We start from the raw sequence: 24715 nt of genomic DNA on the forward strand, positions 1-24715 counted from the left end.
ACTGTGTAGGCGATGGCGACGAACGCTCCCCGCACCCGGCTCAAGGGCCCGCAGCGCCGCGAGCTGCTGCTCGCCGCCGCACTACCCGAGTTCGCCAAGCGCGGCTACGAGGCCGCCTCGCTGGGCCGCATCGCACGCGCCGCCGGGGTCACACGAACCGTGCTCTACGACCACTTCGCCTCCAAGCACGCGCTGTTCGTAGACGTGCTCGGCTCCGAGCAGCGGGCACTGATCGAGCACCTCGGCGCGGCCCTGCGCTCGGAGGGCACCACCGAGGAGCGCTGGCGCGCCACCTTCGACGCCTACCTGCGCTTCGTGCAGGAGCACCCGCTCGGCTGGCAGCTGTTGTTTCCAAGCCACCCGCCGGTTGACCCCCAGGCGCAATCAGACTGGCGAGCCGTCCGCGCAGACTCAAACCGCGTGCTCGCACAGCTGCTCGCCGCCGACGCTCGCCGTGCCGGCCTGGAGCCCGAGAGCGTCCGTGCGCGCGCGCTGTTTGCGATCCATCGCGACGGGCTCACGGCCGCCGCCCGCTGGTGGCAGGAGCACCCGCACGTCAGCCGCGAGGAGGTCGTGGACGCGGCCATGGCGGCACTGTGGACGGGCTTCGGCGGGCTGCAGCCGAGCTAGCGCTGAACATGGGCACGGCTCACGCTGCCGCGCCGCAACCGGCTCCGGCGCCCCACTCGGCTCCGGCGCCCCACTCGGCTCCGGCGCCCCACTCGGCTCCGGCGCCCCACCCAGCTCGCGCGCCCCTGATACTATTGATCTAGTTTGTCTAAACCATTACAGCCAGCGCTGGACCCGGCCGATCCGCGGCCGCTGTGGGAGCAGGTCGCTGCCGAGATCCGCCGCGCCATCGCCGACGGCGAAGCCAAGCCCGGCGAGCGGATGCCGTTGGCCAGGGATCTCGCGACCGTGCTGGGCGTCAACCGCAACACGATCCTGCGGGCGCTCCACCAGCTGCGCGATGAGGGCCTGCTCGAGATACGCCAGGGCCGTGGCATCACCGTTGCGGGGACGCCCGAGCGCGGCGCGGTGATGACCCGCGCGAGAGAGCTGGTGGCGTTCGCGCGGCGCAACGGCTACGGACCGGATGAGCTGATCGCGATGATCGAGGCCGTGTCGTGACCCTGCTCTCTGACCGCGACACCATGAGCCAGGAGGAGGCGCTGATCAAGGAGGCAAGGCGCCTGCGCCGCCGCCGCTGGCTGACCGGCTCGGCGCTCGCCGCGCTGGCGGCGGGCGCCACCGTCGCCGGCTTCTTCGCCGCCTCCGCTCCGCCCACGCGCTCACAGGGCCGCCCGCCGCGCGGCGACCTTCAGACGCCCGGCTACAGCACCCCATCGAGCGATCCGTTCCACCCGACCCGCGCACTCGACCTGATCCAGCCGACGACGCTCGCGACCCTGCTCGACGGGGATCTGCTGATCCTCGACAGCTCCCGCGACCAGATCCTGCGTATGACGCCGAAGGGGGTGCTATCGGTCTTTGCCGGCAACGGGCGCATCGGCTTCTCCGGCGACGGCGGGCCCGCGCGCAACGCGGCGCTCGACCTCACTTATTTCAGCTCCGGTTCGATGGCCGTCACACCCGGCGGCAGCGTCGAGTTTCTCGACGATGGCAGCTGCTGGGTGCAACAGGTCAGCCCTGGCGGCAGCATCCACACGATCCTGCGGCTGCCGCTTGTCCGTGTGTACCCGAACGGTAAGGCGTGCCCGATCGCCGCCCTGGCGGTCTCGCCCGCCGGCAGCCTGTACCTGGCGGTGAACTCCACGATCGAGCGCCTCGCCGCGAATGGTCGCCTGATCTGGGTCGCTGGCGCACACCGCCTGACCACGCACGTCGTGACCAGGGCCTCCGCGTTGCACTACGCGTTCTTCCCCGCCGGGCTCGCGTTTGACCGGGCCGGCGACCTCTTCATCTACAACCGGTCGCCCAAGCTCGTCTTCGAGCTCACGCCGGACGGCAAGCTGAGAGCCCTTCCCGGTGTGAGCTACGCCCACCAGCTCGCCGCCGCACCGGACGGGGTCGTGCTCGCCGGCACGCAGGGCGGAGAGGTGCAGACGGTCAACCGCCGCGGCGTCCACGCCTTCTACGACGTGCTGCCAAGCAGAGTGTCCGGATTGCACTGGGGCCGTTACAACGCATTCCAGGAGGACGGGATCGCGGTCTCGGGCAGCGGCACGATCTACGTCGACAACGCGCAGGGCAACGGATACGGGCAAGGCACGGTGCTCGTCAGCATCAGCCCGCACAGACACGCCGCCCTGGTACCGATCCGCACGCCGCTCTCGGCAACGTTGCCGGCGCTCGGCGCGAGCGGCTTTCCCCGCAGCGTCTATCCGGCGAGCCGCAGCTCCCACGGCACTGCGCTCGCCACCTGCCCGAGCGACGCCGGCCTCGAGCGCTTCAGCGCGGCGGCGATCAGCGGCGCGGAGCGGATCGCCCGCCGCTACATGAGCGGCCAGTTTGCCTCAGACATCGCGGTCACGGACCGCTCCTGGTGGGCCGCTGATTTCAACGCCCTCGCCGAGGGCAACACCGGCGGCAGCCACAGCGTCGCGGGCGAGGGGCCGGCCGCACAGACCCCGGCCGCGGCCCGCATCGAGCGTGCGTGCGGCACCCGGCTGGTGAGCGACTCAGTCGCCATCGCAGTGCGTCGGTCCTCCCACTCAGACTTCAGCGGCACGCTCTACCTGCTCGACCGCCGCGGCCAGCCGCTGGTCTACTACGTTCGCTGAGCCCGCCCCGAAGCACCACTCACACCCGCGCGGCGTGACGGCGCAGCGCCTCGACATCCCTGACAACGAGCCGCTTGCGCTGGGTTTCGATCACGCCGAGCTCGCGCAGCGTCCGCAGCGCGCGTGCGGTCGACTCGCGCGATGCCGCCGCCCAGGAGGCGAGCTCCTCCTGGTTGATCGGCATCTCAACCGTGAGCGTGCCCTCCGCGCCGGCAACACCGAAGCGCTCGACCAGCTCGAGCAGGCGGCTGGTGACACGCGGCAGACTCTCCGCGGAGGCGAACTCGAGCCGACGCTGGTCAGCGACCCGCAGCCGCGCGAGCACCAGCTCAAGCAGCGCCAAGGCGATGCGCGGCTGGCGTGCAAGCAGCGCCCGCAGGTCGGCGACCGGCACCGAGACGGCCTCGACCGCCAGCAGCGCCGAGGCATCAGCAGAACGAGTCGCCGCGGCGCCAACGCTGACCTCACCCAGCAGATCGCCCGGTCCGCAGAGCGACAGGATCAGCTCCTCACCATCGCGTCCGTGCTTGTGGATCTTCACCAGGCCGGCGGTGATGAGCAGCGCACCGGTGGCGACGTCCCCCTCGCGCAGCAGCACCTCGCCGGCCTGCCAGTGACGCAGGTGCCCGGCGGCGAGCAGCGCCTCACGGTCGCTGGCGGGCAGTGCCTCAAGAAAGGTGGTCGGTGAGGGGGTCATGTGGCGCGACTGCGGGCATGTGCCCTGCCTAGCTTGCGCCCATCGAGCGGCACACCGGGCACCGCCGGATGAGGAAAAGGTAGTGGGGATCTCTGATGCACGACAACATGATCCTCGTCGCAGCCACCGTGCACCAGCTGACCACCCAAGCCGCGACGGCACGCCCGGCGGCGAGTGGGTCAGCTGGCGCGACACATTCTCGCGCGCGAGGCGCTCCGCGACCGCCACCCCTGCGAGCCTGCTCGGCCCGAGGGCGACAAGCGTGACCCCACCGATCCCGGATCCGAGTGGCAAGCCGCAGTTGTCCGCAGCCCTCCACGCTGCCGCGGCGATGGTCAGCTCCCCAGGAGCGTCGGCCAGCGCCGGGAGCAGCGCCTCGAGAGCCGACGGTGCGCCCGCCAAGCAGCCTCCAGCCCCCAAATCTCTGCAGCTTGGGGAGCTTTGTGCATTTCGAGCGGCTGGAGCGCCCGAAATGCACAAAGCTCGCGTTCGCGAGGTGATTTGGGGGCTGGAGGTCGCTTGGCGCGAACCGCGCTTGCCGGATCCGCGAGCGTCCTTGCGCTATCCGCCCGGCCAGACCGCCGCGCGCCTCTGGGCGAAGGCGAGCGCCACCAGCAGCGCCCGCTTCGCCGTGCCGACCAGCAACCAATCGAGCAGGCGTGCGTTCGACAGGTGTGTGCGAAAGCGTGTGCTGACGGCTGGCCGGGGCAGACAAGGCTGGTCAAACCGCGCGACAGCCGGCGAGCAAACCCAAACCTCCTCACGGCCGGAGCACCACTGCTCGAGGCCGGTGTCGCAACGGACCCGGTAGCCGAACCGCGGCCACGCACGCACAGTCCAACGCCGGAACGTGTCATATGACGTGGTTGCGCCCGTTACCGACACCTACCTTTACCCCATCGAGCAGCGCACCGGGCGCCGCCCAGCAGCAATCAGGGGTGAATAGAGATGGACAACATGATCCGCATCCAAGCCGCCGCCCACCAGACCGAGCTGCACCGAGCCGCCCTCGAGCAGCGTCCCGCCGCCTGGTCCGCTGAACATGGGCCGCGTTCGGACCGGCAGGCCCCACGGATCATCCGGCTCATGCTGCACAGGCGCTCGGCCGGCGCGGCACGCAAGCAGGCACCGGTCCCACGCGTCTCGCTCTGAGAACCGCAAATCTTGGTGGGCGGTCTGGGTGGTCCGGCCCACGAAGCGCTTGGACCGGCGGGGGCCAGCGGGGCCGGTTCAAGCGGCGGTGAGGGAAACCTCACGGATGAAGTGATGGCAGGGCAACGTGTAGGGCGGACTCGCAGGGATGCGAGCCCGCCCTACAGCTCGTTGACCGCGTCTACTCCGCTGAGCCGGCCCGCTGGCCGGCTCACCGGCCCGACCGAGGGCACGAGGCGCGCGACTGGCGTGGCACGCTGGTAGCACGAAAGTATGAGCCCCAAGGAACGCCTTGCGGTCACGGTGGACGCGGAGCTGGTGCGCTTCGGCAACCAGGTGGTGGCGGACGGCCGCGCCGAGAGCCTCAGCGCCTGGGTCAACACGGCCCTGCGGGCGGCGCTCAAGCGCGACGAGAAGCTGCGGGCTATGGATGCGGTCATCGCGGAGTACGAGGCCGAGCATGGCGAGATCACCGAAGCCGACATGATCGCCGCCGAGCGCGAGCTGCAGGCCAGGGCGATCCACGTGCGACCACGGTGACACTGCTCCTCGATGCGGGTGCGTTTGTCGCGCTGGAGCGTGGCGATCCGGCGGCGAACCGGCGGCTGAAGCGCCAGCGAGCACTCGGCAGCGCACCGATGACCCATGGCGGCATCGTCGGGCAGGTCTGGCGTGGCGGCGCGCGCCAGGCGAGGCTCGCGATGTGGCTTGCGACCGCAGTGGTGGTCCACCTCGACGAGGAGCTCGGGCGAGCGAGCGGCGCGCTGCTGGCGCGGACCGGCGGTGACGACGTGATCGACGCGGCGCTCGTGCTGCTCGCCCACGACGGCGACACGATCCTCACCTCGGACGCCGATGTGCTGGCGACCGCAGCGGGCCGCCATGTCGACGTCATCCCGGCCTGATCGAGGCCGGTGACTGAACGCAGATCGGGGTGGTCAAGCAGAGTCGTCCCTAACAGGTCCTCTGCGCGAGCAGCGTGCGTTGCCTGCTGTTGAGCAGGCAACGCGGGGCGAGCGGGGCGATGACTGATGCCAGCGGGGCGGCTACCGTGGCGCCGTCGCCCCGCCGCCAACTGTGCCCTCGATGAAGGCCAGCACGTCGGTCGCCTTGGCTATCGCCTTCGTGGTCGGAAGGCCGTGGCCGTGGCCGGCCGAGGTCTCGGTTCGTAGCAGGACCACAGCGGGCGGCGCGGAGGAAGCCTCCTCGTGGCTACCGGCAGCGGCCTGCAGGGTGGCTGCGAACTTGAACGAGTGCCCCGGGATGACCCTGTCATCGTGGTCGCCGGTCGTGATCAGGATCGGCGGGTAGCGCCAGCCGGGCTGGACGTTGTGCAGCGGCGAGTAGGCGCGCAGCCACCGGTACTGCTCGGGGTCGTCGGGGTCACCGTAGTCACTCTTCCACGCCCACCCGATCGTGAAGCGGTGAAAGCGCAGCATGTCCAGCACGCCAACCTCTGCCACGGCGGCGCCGAACAGCTCCGGTTGCTGGGTGAAGCAGGCGCCGACCAAAAGGCCACCGTTCGAGGCCCCATTGATCGCAATCCGGTCGGGTCGCGACCATCCCGAGCTGACGAGCCACCGGGCGCAGTCACAGAAGTCGTCGAAGACCCGCTGTTTGTTCGCGAGGATCCCCGCCCTGTGCCACGAGCGCCCATACTCTCCCCCGCCCCGCAGGACCGCCACAGCCAGGAGGCCCCCTCGCTCGACAAAGGTGGCCCACTCGACGCTGAACTGCGGGGTCAGGGGGACGTCGAAGCCACCGTAACCGTAGAGCAGAGTGGGGACGTGCCCGTTCGGGTCCACATCGCGTCGACGCGTGAGAAAGAGTGGGATCGACACGCCGTCGTCGGCGGTGATAAACACCTGCTCGCTGACGAGCGTCCGCGGATCGATGGATGCGGCCGGACCCCTGAGCAGCCGCGTTTCGCCGCCGGCCAGATCGTGCTCCCACAGGGAGCCCGAGTCGGTGAACGAGGTGACTACGAAGTACAGCTCGTCACTGTCCGGATTGCCCTCGAATCCGGGAGCGTCGTAGTCGGCAAGCAGCGAAGAGACCGCGGGGAGCGGGAGATCACGCACATGGGAGCCGTCGAACCGGAACACCGCCAGCCTCGAGCAGGCGTCCTTCAGGTAATGGCAGACGAGCTGGCCGCCGCAGTGGCGCGCGGCGCGAAGCAGGTCGCGCGACTCCGGGATCACTTCGCGCCACCGCTCCCGCGCAGGGTTATCGAGGTCGACGGCGACGATCCGCTGGCGCTCCGCTCCGTCATCCGTTAGCAGATAGAAGGTGTCTCCGAAGTTCGCGATGTAGCTCACCTTCGAGGCGAAGTCGGCCACGAGCGGCTGCAGCCCCCTCGGCGGGTCCTCGCGGTCGAGCACGCGCAGCTGCGCCTCGGGGGCGGTCCCCTCGAAGATCGAGATCACGACGAAGCGCCCGTCGTCACTCACGACGGCTTGGGGGATCCACTCGGGCTGATCGGGAGCCTCGAAGACGAGCTCGTCTTCGCTCTGCGGCGTCCCAAGCCGGTGAAACCAGACCTTCTGGGAACTCGTCGCTTCCAGGTACTCAGCACCCGGCTCGGGCGGGTCGACGGCCCCATAGTAGAAGCCCGATCCGTCCCTCAGCCAAGCCGCGCGCGAGTGCTTTGACCACTCAACGACATCCGGCCGGTCCTGGCCTGATGCTACCTCGCGAACCCTCCAGGTCATCCAGTCCGACCCGGCGGCACTCGTGGCGTAGGCGACGAGCGTCCCGTCCTCGGTCACGTCAAACGAGGTCATAGCGACCGTACCGTCGGACGACAGCTCGTTCGGGTCAAGCAGAACCCGCCCCGCGTCCTCGGGACCGTCCATCACGTGGAGAACGTCCTGGTTCTGAAGGCCGCTATTGCGCAGCTGAAACCAGCGCTCGCCGCGCTTGAAGGGTGCCGTGAACCTGGCGTAATCCCACAGCTCCGAGAGGCGCCGGCCGATCTCCTCGCGCGCCTTGACCTGAGACAGCCACTCCTCGGTGAGCATGTTCTCAGCGTCGACCCAGGCTCGGGTCTGTGACGCATTCGTGTCCTCCAGCCAGCGGTACGGATCGGCCACCAGCTCGCCGTGATAATCGTCCACCTGGTCGACGCGGTGGGCCAGCGCGAGCGGATTTACTGTCACAGGCGTCTGCTGATTCCAAGCCTTGCCACGCGCTCAGCAGTCTATACGCGGGTTCCCTGCCCGCAACGAACTGCAGGGCCAGCCACTGCCCTGCTCTCAGGCGCCAGGTTTCAGAGCTCGCCGGCCAAGTGCAGCGGGGCGCTCAGCCGACGCAGAACTTCATGTCCTCACGATTCTCAGCCCGGCAAGCAGCGCAAACCAAGCGGCCGCGCCCCCTCTAAACAGGATCAATGCAGCTTACCTCTACAGTGGCGGGCCGTATGGCCAGCCGCTCCGATATCCGCAACCTCGCGATCGTCGCGCACGTCGACCATGGCAAGACGACGCTGGTCGACGCGCTGCTTTGGCAGTCGGGCGCGTTCCGCTCAAACCAGGACGTGGCCGACAGGGTGCTCGACTCGATGGACCTGGAGCGCGAGAAGGGGATCACGATCCTCGCCAAGAACACGGCGGTGCGCTACGGCGAGATCAAGCTGAACATCATCGACACGCCCGGGCACGCCGACTTCGGCGGCGAGGTCGAGCGTGGGCTGACGATGGTGGACGGCGTGCTGCTCCTGGTCGACGCCTCCGAGGGGCCGCTGCCACAGACCCGCTTTGTGCTGCGCAAGGCACTCGAGGCGCGGCTGCCGGTGATCCTCGTGATCAACAAGATCGACCGCCCGGACGCGCGCATCGCCGAGGTGATCGACGAGGTCTATGAGCTCTTCCTGGACCTCGAGGCCGACGAGTCGCAGATCGACTTTCCGATCGTCTACACCAACGCCAAGGCGGGCACCGCGACGCTCGATATGAACGTTCCGGGGAGCGACCTGGGGCCGCTGCTCGAGCTGCTGGTCGAGCACATTCCCGCCCCCGAGTACGACCCGGAGGCGCCGCTGCAGGCGCACGTGACCAACCTCGACGCCTCCCCGTACGTGGGGCGGATCGCGATCTGCCGCGTACACCAGGGCGTGATCCGCCGCGGCGAGACGGTCGCCTGGTGCCGCGCCGACGGCTCGGTGGAGCGCGTGAGGGTGACCGAGCTTTATTTGACCGAGGCACTCGAGCGCGTGAGCGCCGAGGAGGCGCGCGCGGGCGACATCATCGCGCTGGCCGGCATCCCGGAGATCACGATCGGCGACACGCTCTCGGACCCCGAGGATCCGCGGCCGCTGCCGCCGATCACCGTCGATGAGCCGTCGCTGTCGGTGACGATCGGCACCAACGACTCGCCGCTCGCCGGCCAGGACGGGGACAAGCTGACCGCCTCACAGCTGAAGGCGCGACTCGAGCGCGAGCTGGTGGGCAACGTGTCGCTGCGCATCAGCGAGACCGAGCGGCCCGATGTCTGGGAGGTCCAGGGTCGCGGCGAGCTGGCGCTGGCGGTGCTGGTCGAGGTGATGCGCCGCGAGGGCTTCGAGCTGACGGTCGGCAAGCCGCAGGTCGTCACGCGCGAGATCGACGGCAAGCTGCACGAGCCGATGGAGCGCATGAGCGTGGATGCGCCAGAGGAGTACGTGGGCGTGATCACGCAGATGCTGGCGCTGCGCAAGGGCCGCATGGAGCAGATGGTCAACCACGGCACCGGCTGGGTGCGGATGGAGTACATCGTCCCGGCACGCGGGCTGATCGGCTTCCGCACCGAGTTCCTCACCGAGACCCGCGGCACCGGCCTGGTGCACCACGTCTTTGACCGCTGGGAGCCGTGGCAGGGTGATATCCGCACGCGCGGCACCGGCTCGCTGGTCGCGGACCGTCGCGGCAGGGTGGCGGCGTTTGCGCTCTTCAACCTGCAGGAGCGTGGCTCGTTGTTCGTCTCACCAGGCGAGGAGGTCTACGAGGGCATGATCGTGGGCGAGAACGCGCGCGCCGAGGACCTCGACGTCAACGCCGTCAAGGAGAAGCACCTGACCAACATGCGCTCCTCCACGGCCGACGAGCTGGTGCGGCTCGTGCCCAAGCGCGAGCTGTCGCTCGACCAGGCGCTCGAGTTCCTGCGCGAGGACGAGTGCGTCGAGGTGACACCACTCAACGTGCGCCTGCGAAAGACCGTGCTCGAGCAGACCGCGCGCGTCAAGGCGGCACGGGCGCGCAAGCGCAGCGACAGCTGACCGCCGCCGCCGGCGGCACTGAAGCAGCGCCACCGGTCACACGAATCCACCAAATTTCCCGCTTTGCAGGATCTCTTGCATGGCCGCCGGTTTAGGTGGCCTGAAAGGACCGGCGTGTAAGGTAGGCGCCGCCGCCGCCCGGTACGGCAATGAAGGGGGCGATCGAGCCCCAGGCGACGCGTCGGCGCGTCACCTGGGTCGTTGATCGCATCGACCACAGCAAGCTCTGCCTGGATGCCCATCTTCCGCCACATAAAGCGCCTGATGCTCGCCTCGGCGCTCGCCTGCGCGCTGCTGGGCGCGACGATGATCGCCACGAGCTTCGCCGGCATCCAGAACCAGATCAACTCAGGCAAATCCACGGCCGCGTCGCTGCAGGCACAGATCAACGCAGAAACCGCGCAGATCGAGAAGACCAGCGGCGGCGTCGCGGCCGCCCAAGCGCAGCTGGCGAGCATCCAGTCGCAGGTCTACCAGCGCGAGGCGCAGCTGCGCAGCGTGCAGCAGCGGCTGATGAGTGCGCGCGACCAGCTGCTGGCACTGGAAGACAAGCTGCACGTGGCCGCCAACTACCTGGCCGCGAACCTGCGCTCCCAGTACGAGCAGGGCACCCCGAACCTGGTGGACGTCGTCCTGAACGCCAACGGCTTCTCCAACCTGCTCAGCCAGGTCAGCTACCTCAAGGACGCCCAGCACTCTGACGCCGAGATGGTCAAGGTCATGCAGGTCGCCCGCACCCGCGTGCAGCACGAGGCACTGGCGCTCGGCGCGCTCGAGGAGAACGACCGCACCCTCACCAACCAGATCCTCGCGCAGCAGAGCCAGGAGTCAACGATCGAGGCGGCGCTCGTCAAGCAGCAGATCGACGAGCAGACCGCCCGTGCCAACACCAGGGGACGCCTGGCCGACGTGCAGGCGCACGTCGCCTCGCTGCAGAAGAAGTACGCCGCGATCCAGGCGGCGGCCGCACGCGCCGCCGCAGAGTCGGCCGCCAAGGCTTCCGTGCAGGTCAACCAGCAGGCCGGCGGCGTGGCGGTCAACACCGGCAGCATGGTGCAGGCGCCGCCCGGCGCGCCGCAGGCGGTCCAGGAGATGATCGCCGCAGGCAACGCGATCGCCACGCTGCCCTACATCTGGGGCGGCGGCCACGCCTCCTTCCAGGCGCTCGGCTACGACTGCTCGGGCTCGGTCAGCTTCGTCCTGAACGCCGCCGGGCTGCTCAGCTCACCCGAGGTCTCGGGCTGGTTTGAGAGCTACGGTGACCCGGGGCCCGGCCAGTGGGTGACGATCTACGCCAACGCCGGGCACGTGTGGATGGAGATCGCCGGCTGGCGCTTTGACACAGTCGCACTGGCCGAGACCGGCACGCGCTGGGCGCGCGGGGGCGGCGAGTTCGCCGGTTTCGTGGTGCGCCACCCAGTCGGCCTGTAGGGCGCTCCCCGGCCCGACCAAGCCGCCCGCGCACGCCAGGCGCTGGCAGTAACTAGAGTCTCTCTGTGGGCCGTGTCCGCACGGTCCCGCTGATCACTGAGACCTGAGGAGTTTGAAATGTCTATCGACAGCTTCGGCGCAAGGGCCGACCTGGACGTTGGTGGCGAGCGCTATGAGATCTACCGCATCGATGCGTTGCAGTCGCGCTTTGACGTGGCGCGGCTGCCGTTCTCGCTGAAGATCCTGCTCGAGAACCTGCTGCGCAACGAGGACGGCGTGGCGGTGCGCGCGGCCGATATCGAGGCGCTCGCGCGCTGGGACGCAAAGGCGGAGCCGTCCACCGAGATCGCGTTCACCCCCGCCCGCGTGGTGATGCAGGATTTCACCGGTGTGCCGGCGGTCGTGGACCTCGCGGCGATGCGCGACGCGATCAGGGAGCTGGGCGGCGACCCCGAGAAGATCAACCCGCTGGTCCCGGCGGAGCTCGTGATCGACCACTCGGTGCAGGTCGACGAGTTCGGCACGCCGCGCGCCTTCGCGCACAACGCCGAGCTCGAGTTCAAGCGCAACCGCGAGCGCTACACGTTCCTGCGCTGGGGGCAGGGTGCCTTTGAGAACTTCAAGGTGGTGCCGCCGGACACCGGCATCGTGCACCAGGTCAACCTCGAATACCTCTCGCGGGTGGTGTTCGTCGCCGAAGACGGCGACCGCAGGCTCGCCTACCCGGACACGCTGGTCGGCACCGACTCGCACACCACGATGGTCAACGGCCTGGGCGTGCTCGGCTGGGGCGTGGGCGGGATCGAGGCGGAGGCGGCGATGCTCGGCCAGGCGATGTCGATGCTGATCCCGCAGGTGATCGGCTTCCGGTTGCACGGGCAGCTGCCGGAGGGCGCAACGGCGACCGACCTGGTGCTGACCGTGACCGAGATGCTGCGCGCGCGCGGCGTGGTCGGCAAGTTCGTCGAATTCTTCGGCTCGGGCCTTTCCGGCCTGCCGCTGGCCGACCGCGCGACGATCGGCAACATGTCGCCGGAGTTCGGCTCGACCTGCGCGATCTTCCCGATCGACTCAGAGACGATCCGCTACCTGCGCTTCAGCGGCCGGCCGGAGCACCAGGTGCAGCTGGTCGAGGCCTACGCCCGCACCAACGGCCTCTGGCATGACGAGCACTCCGAACAGCCGACCTTCACCGACATGCTCGAGCTCGACCTGGCGAGCGTGGTGCCGAGCATCGCCGGCCCGCGGCGGCCGCAGGACCGGATCGCGCTGAGCGACGCCAGGCAGAGCTTCGAGCGGGCGCTCACCGACTACGTTCCCGCGGCGCCCGCGCCCGCTGGCGCAGGCGCCGGTCAGGCGTCCACGCAGACGGCCCTGGACACCACCGTCAAGGTGACGCTCGCCGACGGCACCGTCACCGAACTCAACCACGGGCATGTGGTGATCGCCGCGATCACCAGCTGCACCAACACCTCAAACCCGTCGGTGATGGTCGCCGCCGGCCTGTTGGCGCGCAACGCCGTGCAGCGCGGGTTGAGCGTCAAGCCGTGGGTCAAGACCTCGCTCGCGCCGGGCTCGAAGGTGGTCAGCGAGTACCTGGACCGCGCCGGACTGACCGAGTACCTGGACACGCTCGGCTTCAACCTCGTGGGCTACGGCTGCACCACCTGCATCGGCAACAGCGGCCCGCTGCCGCCCGAGGTCTCAAAGGCAGTCGGCGAGGCTGACCTCGCGGTCGTCAGCGTGCTGTCTGGAAACCGCAACTTCGAGGGGCGCATCAACCCGGATGTGAAGATGAACTACCTCGCCTCGCCACCACTGTGCGTGGCCTACGCGATCGCCGGCAGCATGGACGTGGACCTCTACTCCGAGCCGCTCGGGACCGACCGCCACGGTCAGGAGGTGTACCTGCGCGACATCTGGCCGAGCTCAGTGGAGGTCGCGCAGGTGGTCGGCGAGGCGGTCCAGTCAGACATGTTCCGCAAGAGCTACGGGGAGGTCTTTGACGGCGACGAGCGCTGGAACAGCCTCGAGGTCCCCGAGGGCGAGCTCTACGCCTGGGATGAGCGCTCGACCTACGTGCGCCGCCCGCCATTCTTTGAGCACCTGCAGCGCACTCCGGCACCGGCGGAGGACATCAATGGCGCACGGGTGCTCGCGATCCTGGGCGACAGCGTCACCACCGACCACATCTCACCGGCCGGGTCGATTAAGCCCGGCGGTCCCGCGGCGCAGTACCTCAACGCACACCACGTCGAGGCAGCCGACTTCAACTCCTACGGCTCGCGGCGTGGCAACCATGAGGTGATGATGCGCGGCACCTTCGCCAACATCCGTCTGCGCAACCGCCTGGCACCGGGCACCGAGGGCGGCGTCACCCTCTATCTGGGTGACGGCTCGGGCGAGCAGCTGCCGATCTACGACGCCGCGATGCGCTACATCGAACAGCAGATACCGCTGATCATCCTGGCCGGCAAGGAGTACGGCTCGGGCTCCTCGCGCGACTGGGCCGCGAAGGGCACCAGGCTGCTCGGCGTGCGCGCCGTGATCGCCGAGAGCTTCGAGCGCATCCACCGCTCGAACCTCGTCGGGATGGGCGTTCTGCCGCTGCAGTTCGCCGAGGGCGAGAGCGTCGAGACGCTCGGCCTCACGGGCCACGAGCACTACGCGATCCACGGCATCGCCGGCGATCAGGACATCCCGCGCGAGCTGACCGTGCACGCCGACGAGCGCCAGTTCACCGTCACCGTACGCATTGACACACCCATGGAGCAGCACTACTACCGGCACGGGGGCATCCTGCCCTACGTACTGCGCCAGCTGCTCTGACAACCCGATAGGAGAGACCCGATGGCAATTCCAACGATGTTGGACGCGCTCGTGCGCGTCGCAGGACCGTCCGGCCAGGAGGCCCGCGCCGCCGCGCTGTGGCGCGAGCACTGTGAGCCGTTCGCGGCCGAGACGGGCGTTGACGTGAACGGCTCCTCGTGGGCACGCGTGCCCGGCACCGGCGGCGGGCCGACGCTCGCGCTGGTGGGCCACATCGACGAGATCGGCCTGCACATCACCCACATCGACGACGAGGGCTTCCTGCGCTTCGGCCAGGTCGGCGGCTGGGACCCGGTGCAGCTGGTCGGCCAGCGCGTGGTCCTGTCCACCCGTGGCGGCGAGGTGCGCGGCGTGATCGGCCGCAAGGCGATCCACGTCATGGACGCCGAGGAACGCAAGCAGGCGCCCGAGCTGAAGGGCCTGCACATCGACATCGGTGCGGCCTCGGGCGATGAGGCCAAAGCGCTGGTGCGGATCGGCGACATGGGCGTGATCGACGTGGCGCCGCTTGAGCTGCCCAACAACCGCATGGTCTCGCGCGCGCTCGATAACCGCGTCGGCTGCTACGTCGCCGCGCGCGCAGCGCAGCTCGTCGCGGAGCGAGGCGGCGCCCCCGGTGACGTGCTGGCGATGGCAGTCGTGCAGGAGGAGATCGGCCTGCAGGGCGCCAAGACCGCGGCCTTTCGCCACCGTCCGGACGTGGCGATCGTGATCGATGTCACGCACGCAAACGACACGCCCGGCTCGGAGGTCGGGCAGGACACCCACCACAAGCTCGGCACCGGACCGGTGATCGAGCGCGGTTCGCTGCTTCACCCGCGGGTCTCTGATCTCTTGGAGGATGCGGCGACGGCCGAGAACATCGGTCACACGCTCTCCTCGAGCGCCCGCTCGACCGGCACCGACGCCGACGCCTTCACGATCAGCCGCGCCGGGATCCCCACGGGCCTGGCGTCGGTGCCGCTGCGCTACATGCACTCGGCCGTCGAGACGGTCTGCATCGACGACATCGAGCACACCGCGGCGCTGCTGGCGGCGTTCGCGATGCGGCTCACGCCCGGCGAGGCCTTCGCTCGCTGAAGCGCCACGGCGCGCGGAGCGGGCAGCGGCCCGCTCCGCGCAGCGGCACCGGCACGGCCTCAGAGCGTGCGGCTCAGCAGGTCAAAGAGCGCGTTGAAGTGGCGCTCGGCGGCCGCCTCGTTGTAGGCGCCCATGTCGGACATCGTGTAACCGTGCATCGCGCCCTCATACACCTCGCTGGTGTAGCTGATGCCGGCCGCGTCCATCGCCGCGTTCAGGGTGGCGATCTGCTCGGCCGTCATGCTCTGGTCGTTGTCGGCAAAGCCCCAGTAGACGGTCGCCTTGACCTCCGGTGCACGCAGGTGCGGGCTGTCGGGCCCGTCGGTCACCATGCCGCCGGTGTGAAAGCCGCCCAGCGCCGCCACCCGATCGGGATAGGAGGCGGCGATCTGCCAGCCGACGCGGCCGCCCATGCAGTAGCCGGTGATCCCGACCTTGCCGTCGGTGAGTTCGCCCAGCTTAGCCAGGTAGGCGCCACCGTCAGAGACGGCTGCCTGCGGTGTGAGCTTTGCCATGATCGGCTGAAGCGTCTTGAAGAACTCGGCGCGCGCCTCCGGGTCCTCCAGCCGCGCCGGCGGCCAGATGGGCGCGCGGCCATCACGGTAGAAGGCGTTGGGGGCCAGCACCACGTAGCCCTGGGCGGCGATACGGTCGGCCATATCCTTGATCCGCTGACGCAGGCCGATCGCGTCGATCACGAACAGCACACCGGGGTGATGTCCGTCGTCGTCTGGGCGAGCGAGGTAGCAGTCAGCGACTCCGTCGGGAGTGGTGACATCAATCATTGAGCTTGTCATGGGCCTAGCTTGGCAGAGCCGTGGCGATGGAGCGTCGGTCGGGCGCCGGAAGGCCTACAACGTCAGGCCAGCCTCGTGGCCGAGCTTGCTGGCGATGTCGTAGGGGTAGACGTAGATCTCGAGGTTGCCGATGCGCTGGGTCGCAAGCGGTGTGCCGAACGCGGCCTCGGGTGCGCGCACCTGGGCAGCGGTGGGGTTGGCGACCAGCATGCTGCGCACGTTCGGGATCGGCCGGTCCCAGCTGGAGATGGAGATTTCCCGGAACGTGCACAGCTCGGCGCCGTTGTGCTTGCAGCGCTGGATCGGATAGACCTTGACCTTGAAGTTGGACTCCCACATCAGGTCGATCGAGTTCCAGTAGTAGCCGTAGCCGACCGCCACGTCCTCCTTGCGGGCGTAGGCGGCCAGCGCGTGTGCGACACCGGCCGTCTCGTAGCCGTGCGCCATCTCCTTGACGCCGCCACCGAACTGGTAGATCGCGCTGAACGCGTACAGCGACACGCCGGCTGAGACGATCAGCTTCCAGCCCAGGCCGCGCTCGAGCATCAGCGGCAGCAGCGCCGCGACCGCGACGTAGGGTCCGAGCAGGTAGCGGCCGTCGGTGGTGAACGGGTTTGGCGTGCCGATCATGAAGACGGTGAGCCCGGCGCCCAGCACGGTGATCCAGTAGGTCGTGTGCACGAAGCGCTCGCCGACCACATCGCCACCCCCACTGACCCGCGGCAGCGCGTTTTCCACGCGCCGGCGCACCGACCAGATGGCGGCCACAAGCGCGGCGAAGAGCAGCGCGGCGCTCACGAACTGCAGCTCGGCGCGCACGCCCGCAAGCTTTCCGTAGAAGTCGCCGGCGGTCAGCATCGGCAGCGCCTTGAGCAGCGTCGTGAGGTTGGTGATCAGGCCGTGAGGCGTGGCGAAGGTGAGAAAGCCGCGGTGCGAGGGGCCAAAGGCCCTGATGCCGTCGCCGTGCATGACCGCCGCAAAGACGAACGCCGTCAGATAGGTGCACGCGACCGTGCCAAGGCCGAAGGCGACCACCCGCCTAGCGCCGTCCTGCGGGCCGCGCCAGGCCGCAAGCACGGTCACAGCCACGAGCGGCGCCACCCCCCAGGCCAGGTAGAGGCTGTCACCGGCCAGCGGCAGGCCTCCCAGGAAGCCCAGGCCGATCGCCGCCGCCATCAGACGGTCGTTCGGCAAGATCGCGACCCGCGGCACGATCCAGACGAGCGCCGCCCCCACGCACGCGGCGGTGATCAGCGTGTTCGCGTGCGCGTCGGTCGCGAAGATCGTCGCCAGGCCGCCGTCCCAGGCGCGCGCGATACCACCGCCACCGAAGCAGACCAGCGCCGCACCCACCATCGCCGCGGGCCAGCGGCCAAACGCGCGCGCCGTTGACCACAGCACAGCCGCCAGGCCAACAACCGCGAAGAAAACGGGGGCCAGCACCCAGAGCTCGCGGTAGAGCGGCCACGAGCGTGTCAGCAGCGTGAACGCGATCGTCTCGTAGTGGGCGTAGTCGCCGGTCGTCAGCAGCGCATTGGCGGGCGCGTGGATGCTCATGTGCGCGAGCACCGCGTCGATGTCAGCGTCGCTTGAGAGCCAGACGCTGTCCAGGATGCGCCGCAGGCTTCCGAGGATCAGGACCACGTAGAGGCCACCGAGCGCCACCGGCGCCCACCACAACCACTGAAGCGCAGGGCGCGGGATTCGCTTGATCAACGCTCCGCGGCCGGCGCGCTCCGGGGTCTCTTCAAAGGGGGTGGCGCTCATCTAATCCTCGGGCGCTGAAAATGTACCCGGTCGATGTAATTTGAGCTAAGGGCACACATGCTGTCATGCACCCCGACACGCCATTGAACCCGATGCTCCTGCTCTTCGATATCGACGGAACCCTGCTGCAGCGCGCGTCCGGCGAGCATGCCACGGCGCTGATCACAGCGATCGAGCAGGTGCATGGAGTCGATCTCTCGGCCGCGCGCCTGGAGGGCTCAGCGGCGGGGCGGACCGACGGCGAGATCGCGCGCCTGCAGCTCCTGGCGGCGGGCGTGTCAGCGGCACGGATCGACGCGCGCGCGCAGGCCGTGCGCGACGCCTGCTGCCGCATCTACGCCGAACTCTGCCCGCCCGACCTTACGGCCAAGGTCGTGCCCGGGATACCGGAGCTGCTTGAGTCACTGAGCACGTCGGGCGCCTGGCACCTGGCGCTTGTGACCGGCAACTTCGAGCCGGTCGCGCGACGCAAGCTGCGTGCCGCCGGCCTTTCGCGCTGGTTTGCGCCGGGCCAGGGGGGCTTTGGCTCGGACGCCGAGGACCGCACCGCGCTCCCACCGATCGCTCGCCGCCGCGCGGGACAGGCGGCCGGTCTCATGCGCTCGTGGCCGCGCGAGCGCACGCTCGTGATCGGCGACACGCCGCGCGACATCGCCTGCGCACGCGCTGACGGGCTGCGCTGCATCGCGGTGACCACGGGGCCGCACGCACGCGAGGAGCTGCTTGACGCCGACGCCGTGGCCGAGAGAACGGATGAGCTGGGGGCCGCGATCGCGGCCCTGGGGGCCGGCGAGCGTGGGCTTTAGCTGACGCCGGTTGCCGCCGCGGAGGTGGCGCCGTTGGCAGCGGCCGTCTCGGGCTCCGGCGTCTGCAACGGGAAGTGGCAGGCGGCCTGGTGGCTAGGACTGAAGCGGCGCATCGGCGGCTCCACCTCTGCGCAGATCTCCTGCGCCAACGGGCAGCGTGTGCGGAAGCGGCAGCCCGATGGCGGGTCGATCGGGCTCGGCAGCTCGCCGCGGATCCCAACCTCGGTCTTGGCCTTCTCGATCGCCGGATCGGGCACCGGGATCGTCTTGATCAGCGCGTCCGTGTAGGGGTGCGCGGCCCGGCGGTAGATGTCGTCGCCGGTGCCGAGCTCGACCAGCCGGCCGAGGTACATGACGCCGATGCGATCCGACAGGTACTTGACGACGGCCAAATCGTGTGAGATCACGATCGACGCCATGCCGTGCTCGGCCTGCAGGCGCTTCATCAGGTTGAGCACCTGCGAGCGGATCGACACGTCCAGCGCGCTGACGGGCTCGTCGGCGACCATGATCTTGGGCTCCAGCACCAGCGCACGCGCCAGCGCGATCCGCTGCCGCTGACCGCCGGAGAACTCGTGCGGATAGCGCTCAAGCGCGTTGACCGGCAGTCCGACCTCGCCGAGCAGCTCACGCACGCGCTTGTCCTGGTCCTTGGTCGAGCCGATTCCCTGGATCTGCATCGGCTCACGCAGGATCGAGCGCACGCGCATGCGCGGGTCAAGCGACCCATACGGGTCCTGGAACATCATCTGCACAACACGACGCGCCCTGCGCAGCTCGCCTCCGCGCTTTCTGAAGAGCTCCTCGCCGTTGACCTTGACATGGCCGCCGTCGGGCTTCTCGATCCCGACGATCAGCTTGCCCAGCGAGGTCTTGCCGCAGCCGGACTCGCCCACCAGACCAAAGGACTCACCCGGATTGACGTAGAGGCTGACGTTGGACACGGCCTTGACGGAGTTGACCTTGCGCTTGAGCAGCGCGCCCGCCGTAACCGGATACTCGCGGACCACGTCCACCAACTCGAGCAGCGGCGCGCTGCCGTTGCTCGACGGGGCGCTGACGGCAGGCGCGGGCTCGTTGATCACCGAAGCCACCACGGTGCCGGCCGGCGCAGAGCTGGCGGTGGGTCTGACAACCGTGATGATCGCGGGTCCTTCGACTGGGTTCCAGCAGGCGAACTGGTGGTCGCCGGAGCCGGTCAGCGGTGGCTCCTGGGCCCGGCACTGGTCGGTTGCGAAGCGACAGCGCGCTGCGAAACGGCAGCCGGTCGGCGGATGGGTCAGGTCGGGTGGCAGACCCGGTATCGAGAGCAGCGGCTTGCTCGCGTCGGACTCGAGCCGCGGGATCGAGCCGAGCAGCGCCTGCGTGTAGGGGTGGCGCATCGCCGTGAAGAGCTCCTCGCTGGGGGCGGTCTCGACGATCCTCCCGGCGTACATCACATTGATCCGCTTCGAGCGGCCGGCGACCACGCCCATGTCGTGGGTGACCAAAAGCGTCGCCATCCCCAGGCGCTGCTCCAGGTCGTCCAGCACCTTCAGGATCTGCGCCTGGATCGTCACATCCAGCGCCGTTGTGGGCTCGTCGGCGAGCAGCACCTTCGGCTCGCAGGAGAGCGCGATCGCGATCATCACGCGCTGGCGCAGGCCGCCGGAGAGCTGGTGGGGATAGTCGGCCATTCGCTCCCTGGGGCGCGGCAGACCGACCAGCTCGAGCACCTCGAGCGCGCGGTCAAAGGCCTCCTTGCGGCTCGCGCCGCGGTGCAGGCGCACCGGCTCCGCGACCTGCTCGCCGATCGACTTGGTCGGATTCAGCGAGGAGAGCGAGTCCTGGAAGATCATCGCGATGTCGTTGCCGCGGATCTCGCGCAGCTCGCGTGGCTTCATACCGACCAGCTCGCGGTCGTAGAGCTTGATCGAGCCTCCGGTCACATGTCCGCCGTTTGGCAAGAGCCCGAGGATCGAGAGACCGAGAATCGACTTGCCCGAGCCCGACTCGCCCACCAGGCCAAGCGTCTCGCCCTCGGCGATCTCGAGATCGACGTTGCCGACCGCGTGCACGGTCGCACGCGAGAGCTGGATCTCGGTGGTGAGATCGTGGACCTTCAGTGCTGGGCTCGCCATGCGCTCTCTGGCTCTCCGGTCAGCGGCGGCGCAGCCGCACGTCGACAGCGTCGCGCAGCGCGTCGCCGATGATGTTGAAGCACAGCACCACGATCACGAGCAGCCCACCCACGGGGTACACAAGCCACCACTCGCCGTTGGTCACGTAGGTCTGGGCGTTGCCGAGCATGTCTCCCCACGAGGTGTTGGGGAACTGCAGTCCGAAGCCGATGAACCCGAGCAGTGCCAGCGCGAGGATCGAGTCGGCGATCAGGAACGTGATGTTGACGATCGTCACCGACATCGCGTTCGGGATCAGGTGCCTGAAGATCACGCGCCGGCGGTTTGCGCCCATCGTCTGCGCGGCGATGACGAAGTCGCGCGTGCGCAGCGTGAGCACCTCGCCGCGCACCAGGCGCGAGGGCACGAGCCAGGAGAAGATGCCGAGCACCAGGCTGATGTCGAGCACGGTGCCGCTGTACTTGGTGGCGAGCACCAGGACCACGATCAGGAACGGGATCGACAACAGCACGTCGACAAAGCGCATCAGCACCGCGTCGAGCACGCCACCGACAAGGCCGGCGATCGCCCCGTAGAGCGTCCCGATCACGATCGCCACCAGCGAGGCATAGGCACCGATCTCAAGCGCCGACTGGCCGCCGAGCATCAGCCGTCCCAGCTCGTCAAAGCCGTTCTCGTCGGTGCCGAGCAGGTGCGCGGCGCTCGGCGGCTGCGTCTGATCAAGCGGATTTGAGAGCGTCTGATTGCTGTGGTAGAAGATCGGCCCGACGAAACAGAAGAGCACGACCAGGATGAGCAGCGCGAGCGCGATCAGGGCGAGCTTGTTGCTCGCGTACTCGCGCCAGGCAAGCCGCCAGCCACTGGATGTGGCGTACACATCGCCGGCGTCCGGGACGAGCTGGTGCAGGCCGCCCGACGGGGCGGGGATCAGCGCAACTCCCTGTCCGAGGTCTTCGCCGAAGCCGACCGCACTGATGTCCTGGGGTTCAGCCAAGGCGGACCCTCGGGTCGGCGGCCGCGATCGTGATGTCGGCCAGCAGGTTGCCGAGCACCGTCAGGATCGCGCCGAGCAGCGTGTAGGCGATCATCACGTTGTAGTCGAGGTTGGTGAGCGCGTTGTAGAAGAGCAGTCCCAGGCCGGGATAGTTGAAGAGGATCTCGATCAGCAGGTTGCCCGCCAGCAGGCTCGGCACCGACAGCCCGATCAGCGTGATCGTGGAGAGGCTGGCGTTGCGCAGCAGATGGCGCACGAGCACGCGGCGCTCCGAGAGCCCCTTCGCGCGAGCCAGGCGGATGTAGTCCTGGGCGAGCTCATCGAGCGCGGCCGAGCGCATGTAGCGGCTGAAGGCAGCCACGTTCAGCAGCGCCAGCGTGATGATCGGCAAGAACAGCTGCCGCACGTGCGTGATCGCACTGAAGGTGCTGGTGACCGTGTCACTGACGCCCGGCGGGAACCAGCCGAGGTCAAGCGCGAAGACCTGGATCAGGATCAGCCCCAGGAAGAAGGACGGCATCGAGTAGAGCGTGAAGTTGACTGCGGTGGCCGCGTAGTCGCCGGGGCTGTTGCGCTTTACGGCCTGCACGACGCCGAGCGGCAGGGCGATGATCAGCGAGAGCACCAGCGCGGTCCCCGATAGGTAGGCGCTGCGCCCAGCGTTCTCCTTGAAGAGAGCCGACACCGACTGGCTGAACTTGTAGGCGTAGCCGAAGTTCAGATGGATGAGGTTGTTCAGGTAGCTGAGGAACTGGATGATCTCGGGCCGGTCGTAGCCGTGCTGACGGTTCCAGACCTCAATCGCGCGGTGCGTGGCCTTGGTGCCGAGAACGATGTAGACCGGCGATGGCGCCACGTAGTGCAGCATCGCGAAGGTGATCGCGGCAACGCCGATCACCACGATGACCGCGGTCAGCAGGCGACGGATGATGTAGCCGATCATCGGTGCTCAGATGTTAGTGCGAGAAGTTGGATCGAGGAGTCGATACGGGCTGCGGGTTGGACCGGGCCAGTGGCCCGGTCCAACCCGCTCATTGCCTTCAGGCAACTGCCCGCTCGTTCACTACTTGTTGACCCAGAACCCAGCCGCGTTGAACTGCTGCTGAGTCAGCGCGAGGAAGGCGCCGGTCGTACCGCCGACCTTCCTTGAGATCACGCTGATCGCGTCAGGAACCGGGAAGTACAGCACCGGCTGCTGCTTGGAGAAGAAGGCAACCTCCTTCGCGATCGCAGCGGCGCTCGGGCTCGTGATCGAGTGGATCATGAGCCGGTTGGCCTCCGGGCTGTTGTAGTAGCCGACGTTCAGCGAGCCGGTCGTGTTCATCACGCCGTCCTGCGTCGGGTAGTAGTCGACGAAGATGCCGCCGTAGTTGTTGACACCCCAGTCGTTGACGTACTGCTTGCCGGCCGGGACCTGGTTGTTGTAGTCGGAGGTGAGGATCGTGAAGGACTTCGTCACGAACTTCACGTTGATTCCGGCGGCCTTCTTGGCCTCGGAGGAGAACGCCTCAGACTCGAGCACACCGGTCGAGGACTCCGCGTACGGGAGGTTCGCCCAGGTGAACGAGATCGGCGTGCCCTTCGGGATGCCGGCGCCGCACTGGTGCGGGCCCGCGCCCGGCTTGGCGCACGTCGTCGTACCGTTCGGCTTGACGTTCCAGCCGTGCGCCTTCAGCGTGGCGACCGCGGCCTTGGGGTTGTAGGGCCAAGGCGACTTGGTGGCGACGCTCGGAACGAACGGCGACTTCGGGTACGGCGCCACCGGCCCGCCGGTCGGGACCGCCCAGCCGTGGTAGATGTCGTTGGTGATAGCCGGCTCGTTGGTCAGCTGCGCAAAGACGCCACGGATGTATGGCTGCGCGATGACCTTGTTGAAGTGGTCGGTCTTGTCCTTGAAGTTGTAGAACCCACCGAACCAGCCCCAACCTGGGCCGCCGTAGATGCTGTAGCCGTCGCGCTCCAACTGCGGGATCGCCCCGAGCTGGGTGCCGGCGTCGAGTCCACCAATGTCAAGCGACCCGGCCTTGAGCGCGTTCAGCTCGGCCGTGGAGCTCGTGTAGGTGTTGAAGTCGAGCGTCGCGGTCGGCTTTGGCTTCAGGCCGTAGCGCGGGTTGGGCGTCAGCACAAACGAGCTGTTCACCGTGTTGAAGCTCTTCAGCTTGTAAGGCCCGTCAACCGTCTGCCAGAGCGGGTTCATGAAGTCAGACAGGTTGGTGCCGAGCGTGTTGAGGTTGTTCCAGATCGCCGTCGCGTCGGCCGTGTTGGTCGCCCAGTCGGTCAGCTTCTGGCCGCTTGAGTTGACGTCCCACGAGGTCGCCGGCAGCGGGTAGAGGCCGCCGTTTGTGTCCTGGAGCTGGTTGTCGGTGAACCAGGTCGGGTTGACCGGGTGCGTCAGGTGCATCACCAGCACGTTGCCGTGGTAGCTGAGGCTCTTGACGTTGTAGGGGAACTCGGTCGGCGACGCGTACTGGCACCAGTTGGCCGGCGAGGCGTTGGTCGCGGCCTTGGTGAGGTAGTAGTCGAAGGCGACATCCTCGGCGTTGACCGGCGCGCCGTTTGACCACTTCAGGCCCGGCTTGACACGGATCGTGACCGTCCTGTTGTGGTTTGTGTAGACGGGCATGTAAGCCGCGCTCTGTGCCTCGCTGATCGCCGGCTTGGCGCCGTTGGGCCCGTAGTAGAGCGGGATGAACAGCGACGTCGCCAGGTTGAACGTGAACGTGCTGCACTGCGCGCTGGCGATGATCGGGTTGATGCCCGTGGGTGTGGAGCCCGTCAGCTGACCGACAGTGATGACGCCGCCGTGGGCGGGCTTGCCGTTCTTGGGCAGGTTGCCCTTGATCAGCGTGCCGTACTCGACCTTCGTGCCAAGCGTCGACGATGACGCCGCCTTGGCTGTGTTCTTGGCGCTGCTCAGGCCGGTCGCTGCGACGGCGACTGCGGCAATGGCGGCCAAGGCGGCCACCAGACCCGACAGTCGCCAGAGGCGGCCAGCGCCAGAGCGCGAATCAGGGATGAACCTCATAACAGCTTCCCCTCTTTGGATG

General features: G+C 68.4%; 19 protein-coding genes. 11 read left to right on the forward strand and 8 right to left on the reverse strand.

What is annotated here, in order from left to right; all coding sequences use genetic code 11:
* Positions 1-12: 12 nt before the first annotated feature.
* The 3 genes from M3M54_RS10000 (at position 13) to M3M54_RS10010 (ending at position 2744) form a co-directional block, all read left to right on the forward strand.
* On the forward strand, positions 13-630 hold the full coding sequence (locus M3M54_RS10000) for a TetR/AcrR family transcriptional regulator (protein WP_249018897.1): 618 nt from the start codon (positions 13-15) through the stop codon (positions 628-630).
* A gap of 144 nt (positions 631-774) precedes the next feature.
* Complete coding sequence (locus M3M54_RS10005; RefSeq protein ID WP_249018898.1) at positions 775-1131, forward strand: GntR family transcriptional regulator; 357 nt, start codon at positions 775-777, stop codon at positions 1129-1131.
* Entirely contained in the window at positions 1128-2744 is a 1617-nt protein-coding gene (locus tag M3M54_RS10010; RefSeq protein WP_249018899.1) for a hypothetical protein, read from the forward strand. Before M3M54_RS10005 ends, M3M54_RS10010 begins: the two co-directional genes overlap by 4 nt.
* 19 nt (positions 2745-2763) lie before the next feature.
* Here the strand turns inward: M3M54_RS10010 and M3M54_RS10015 are convergent, their stop codons facing one another.
* On the reverse strand, positions 2764-3441 hold the full coding sequence (locus M3M54_RS10015) for a Crp/Fnr family transcriptional regulator (RefSeq protein ID WP_249018900.1): 678 nt from the start codon (positions 3439-3441) through the stop codon (positions 2764-2766).
* A gap of 948 nt (positions 3442-4389) precedes the next feature.
* On the opposite strand from M3M54_RS10015, the gene M3M54_RS10020 reads away from it, so the two are divergent.
* The 3 genes from M3M54_RS10020 to M3M54_RS10030 all read left to right on the forward strand — a co-directional run bounded on the left by M3M54_RS10020 (position 4390) and on the right by M3M54_RS10030 (position 5498).
* Entirely contained in the window at positions 4390-4593 is a 204-nt protein-coding gene (locus tag M3M54_RS10020) for a hypothetical protein (RefSeq protein WP_249018901.1), read from the forward strand.
* A gap of 273 nt (positions 4594-4866) precedes the next feature.
* Entirely contained in the window at positions 4867-5133 is a 267-nt protein-coding gene (locus M3M54_RS10025) for a hypothetical protein (RefSeq protein WP_249018902.1), read from the forward strand.
* Positions 5130-5498: a hypothetical protein gene (locus M3M54_RS10030; RefSeq protein ID WP_249018903.1), complete on the forward strand. Its 369-nt coding sequence runs from the start codon at positions 5130-5132 to the stop codon at positions 5496-5498. The genes M3M54_RS10025 and M3M54_RS10030 overlap by 4 nt, the downstream gene beginning before the upstream one ends.
* Before the next feature lie 141 nt (positions 5499-5639).
* Here the strand turns inward: M3M54_RS10030 and M3M54_RS10035 are convergent, their stop codons facing one another.
* Positions 5640-7751, reverse strand: a complete 2112-nt coding sequence (locus tag M3M54_RS10035) for a prolyl oligopeptidase family protein (RefSeq protein ID WP_249018904.1) — start codon at positions 7749-7751, stop codon at positions 5640-5642.
* Between the two features lie 260 nt (positions 7752-8011).
* Between M3M54_RS10035 and typA the strand changes: the two genes are divergently transcribed.
* The 4 genes from typA (at position 8012) to M3M54_RS10055 (ending at position 15184) form a co-directional block, all read left to right on the forward strand.
* Positions 8012-9844, forward strand: a complete 1833-nt coding sequence (typA, locus tag M3M54_RS10040) for a translational GTPase TypA (protein ID WP_249018905.1) — start codon at positions 8012-8014, stop codon at positions 9842-9844.
* A gap of 234 nt (positions 9845-10078) precedes the next feature.
* A complete protein-coding gene (locus M3M54_RS10045) occupies positions 10079-11275 on the forward strand; it encodes a hypothetical protein (protein WP_249018906.1) in 1197 nt (398 codons plus the stop codon).
* Positions 11276-11392: 117 nt separating this feature from the next.
* Entirely contained in the window at positions 11393-14104 is a 2712-nt protein-coding gene (gene acnA, locus M3M54_RS10050; protein WP_249018907.1) for an aconitate hydratase AcnA, read from the forward strand.
* Between the two features lie 21 nt (positions 14105-14125).
* Positions 14126-15184, forward strand: a complete 1059-nt coding sequence (locus M3M54_RS10055) for a M42 family metallopeptidase (RefSeq protein WP_249018908.1) — start codon at positions 14126-14128, stop codon at positions 15182-15184.
* 59 nt (positions 15185-15243) lie between these two features.
* Here M3M54_RS10055 and M3M54_RS10060 read toward each other — a convergent pair whose 3' ends face one another.
* Entirely contained in the window at positions 15244-15981 is a 738-nt protein-coding gene (locus M3M54_RS10060; protein ID WP_249018909.1) for a dienelactone hydrolase family protein, read from the reverse strand.
* 54 nt (positions 15982-16035) lie between these two features.
* Positions 16036-17748, reverse strand: a complete 1713-nt coding sequence (locus M3M54_RS10065) for a hypothetical protein (protein ID WP_249018910.1) — start codon at positions 17746-17748, stop codon at positions 16036-16038.
* Positions 17749-17840: 92 nt separating this feature from the next.
* Here M3M54_RS10065 and M3M54_RS10070 point away from each other — a divergent pair, with 92 nt between their 5' ends.
* Positions 17841-18554, forward strand: coding sequence for a haloacid dehalogenase-like hydrolase (locus M3M54_RS10070; RefSeq protein ID WP_249018911.1), 714 nt, complete (start codon positions 17841-17843; stop codon positions 18552-18554).
* Here the strand turns inward: M3M54_RS10070 and M3M54_RS10075 are convergent.
* The 4 genes from M3M54_RS10075 to M3M54_RS10090 form a co-directional block, all read right to left on the reverse strand.
* The gene (locus tag M3M54_RS10075) at positions 18551-20674 is read right to left on the reverse strand and encodes an ABC transporter ATP-binding protein (protein WP_249018912.1); all 2124 of its coding nucleotides are present in this window, start codon (positions 20672-20674) and stop codon (positions 18551-18553) included. The genes M3M54_RS10070 and M3M54_RS10075 overlap by 4 nt on opposite strands.
* A 19-nt stretch (positions 20675-20693) precedes the next feature.
* Entirely contained in the window at positions 20694-21668 is a 975-nt protein-coding gene (locus tag M3M54_RS10080; RefSeq protein WP_249018913.1) for an ABC transporter permease, read from the reverse strand.
* Complete coding sequence (locus tag M3M54_RS10085; RefSeq protein WP_249018914.1) at positions 21661-22611, reverse strand: ABC transporter permease; 951 nt, start codon at positions 22609-22611, stop codon at positions 21661-21663. Before M3M54_RS10085 ends, M3M54_RS10080 begins: the two co-directional genes overlap by 8 nt.
* Positions 22612-22731: 120 nt before the next feature.
* Positions 22732-24693: an ABC transporter substrate-binding protein gene (locus M3M54_RS10090; protein ID WP_249018915.1), complete on the reverse strand. Its 1962-nt coding sequence runs from the start codon at positions 24691-24693 to the stop codon at positions 22732-22734.
* Positions 24694-24715 lie beyond the last annotated feature (22 nt).

Origin of the sequence: Conexibacter sp. S30A1 (genome assembly GCF_023330665.1) — a bacterium.
Classification (GTDB): domain Bacteria; phylum Actinomycetota; class Thermoleophilia; order Solirubrobacterales; family Solirubrobacteraceae; genus Palsa-465.

Bases quoted from the DNA above. Each gene is read 5' to 3' on its own strand.
- M3M54_RS10045 (WP_249018906.1), top strand. From the start codon at position 10,079: ATGCCCATCTTCCGCCACATAAAGCGCCTGATGCTCGCCTCGGCGCTC.
- M3M54_RS10075 (WP_249018912.1), bottom strand. From the start codon at position 20,674: ATGGCGAGCCCAGCACTGAAGGTCCACGATCTCACCACCGAGATCCAG.
- M3M54_RS10060 (WP_249018909.1), bottom strand. From the start codon at position 15,981: ATGACAAGCTCAATGATTGATGTCACCACTCCCGACGGAGTCGCTGAC.
- M3M54_RS10085 (WP_249018914.1), bottom strand. From the start codon at position 22,611: ATGATCGGCTACATCATCCGTCGCCTGCTGACCGCGGTCATCGTGGTG.
- M3M54_RS10070 (WP_249018911.1), top strand. From the start codon at position 17,841: ATGCTCCTGCTCTTCGATATCGACGGAACCCTGCTGCAGCGCGCGTCC.
- M3M54_RS10025 (WP_249018902.1), top strand. From the start codon at position 4,867: ATGAGCCCCAAGGAACGCCTTGCGGTCACGGTGGACGCGGAGCTGGTG.
- M3M54_RS10055 (WP_249018908.1), top strand. From the start codon at position 14,126: ATGGCAATTCCAACGATGTTGGACGCGCTCGTGCGCGTCGCAGGACCG.
- typA (WP_249018905.1), top strand. From the start codon at position 8,012: ATGGCCAGCCGCTCCGATATCCGCAACCTCGCGATCGTCGCGCACGTC.
- M3M54_RS10015 (WP_249018900.1), bottom strand. From the start codon at position 3,441: ATGACCCCCTCACCGACCACCTTTCTTGAGGCACTGCCCGCCAGCGAC.
- M3M54_RS10090 (WP_249018915.1), bottom strand. From the start codon at position 24,693: ATGAGGTTCATCCCTGATTCGCGCTCTGGCGCTGGCCGCCTCTGGCGA.
- M3M54_RS10020 (WP_249018901.1), top strand. From the start codon at position 4,390: ATGGACAACATGATCCGCATCCAAGCCGCCGCCCACCAGACCGAGCTG.
- acnA (WP_249018907.1), top strand. From the start codon at position 11,393: ATGTCTATCGACAGCTTCGGCGCAAGGGCCGACCTGGACGTTGGTGGC.
- M3M54_RS10065 (WP_249018910.1), bottom strand. From the start codon at position 17,748: ATGAGCGCCACCCCCTTTGAAGAGACCCCGGAGCGCGCCGGCCGCGGA.
- M3M54_RS10000 (WP_249018897.1), top strand. From the start codon at position 13: ATGGCGACGAACGCTCCCCGCACCCGGCTCAAGGGCCCGCAGCGCCGC.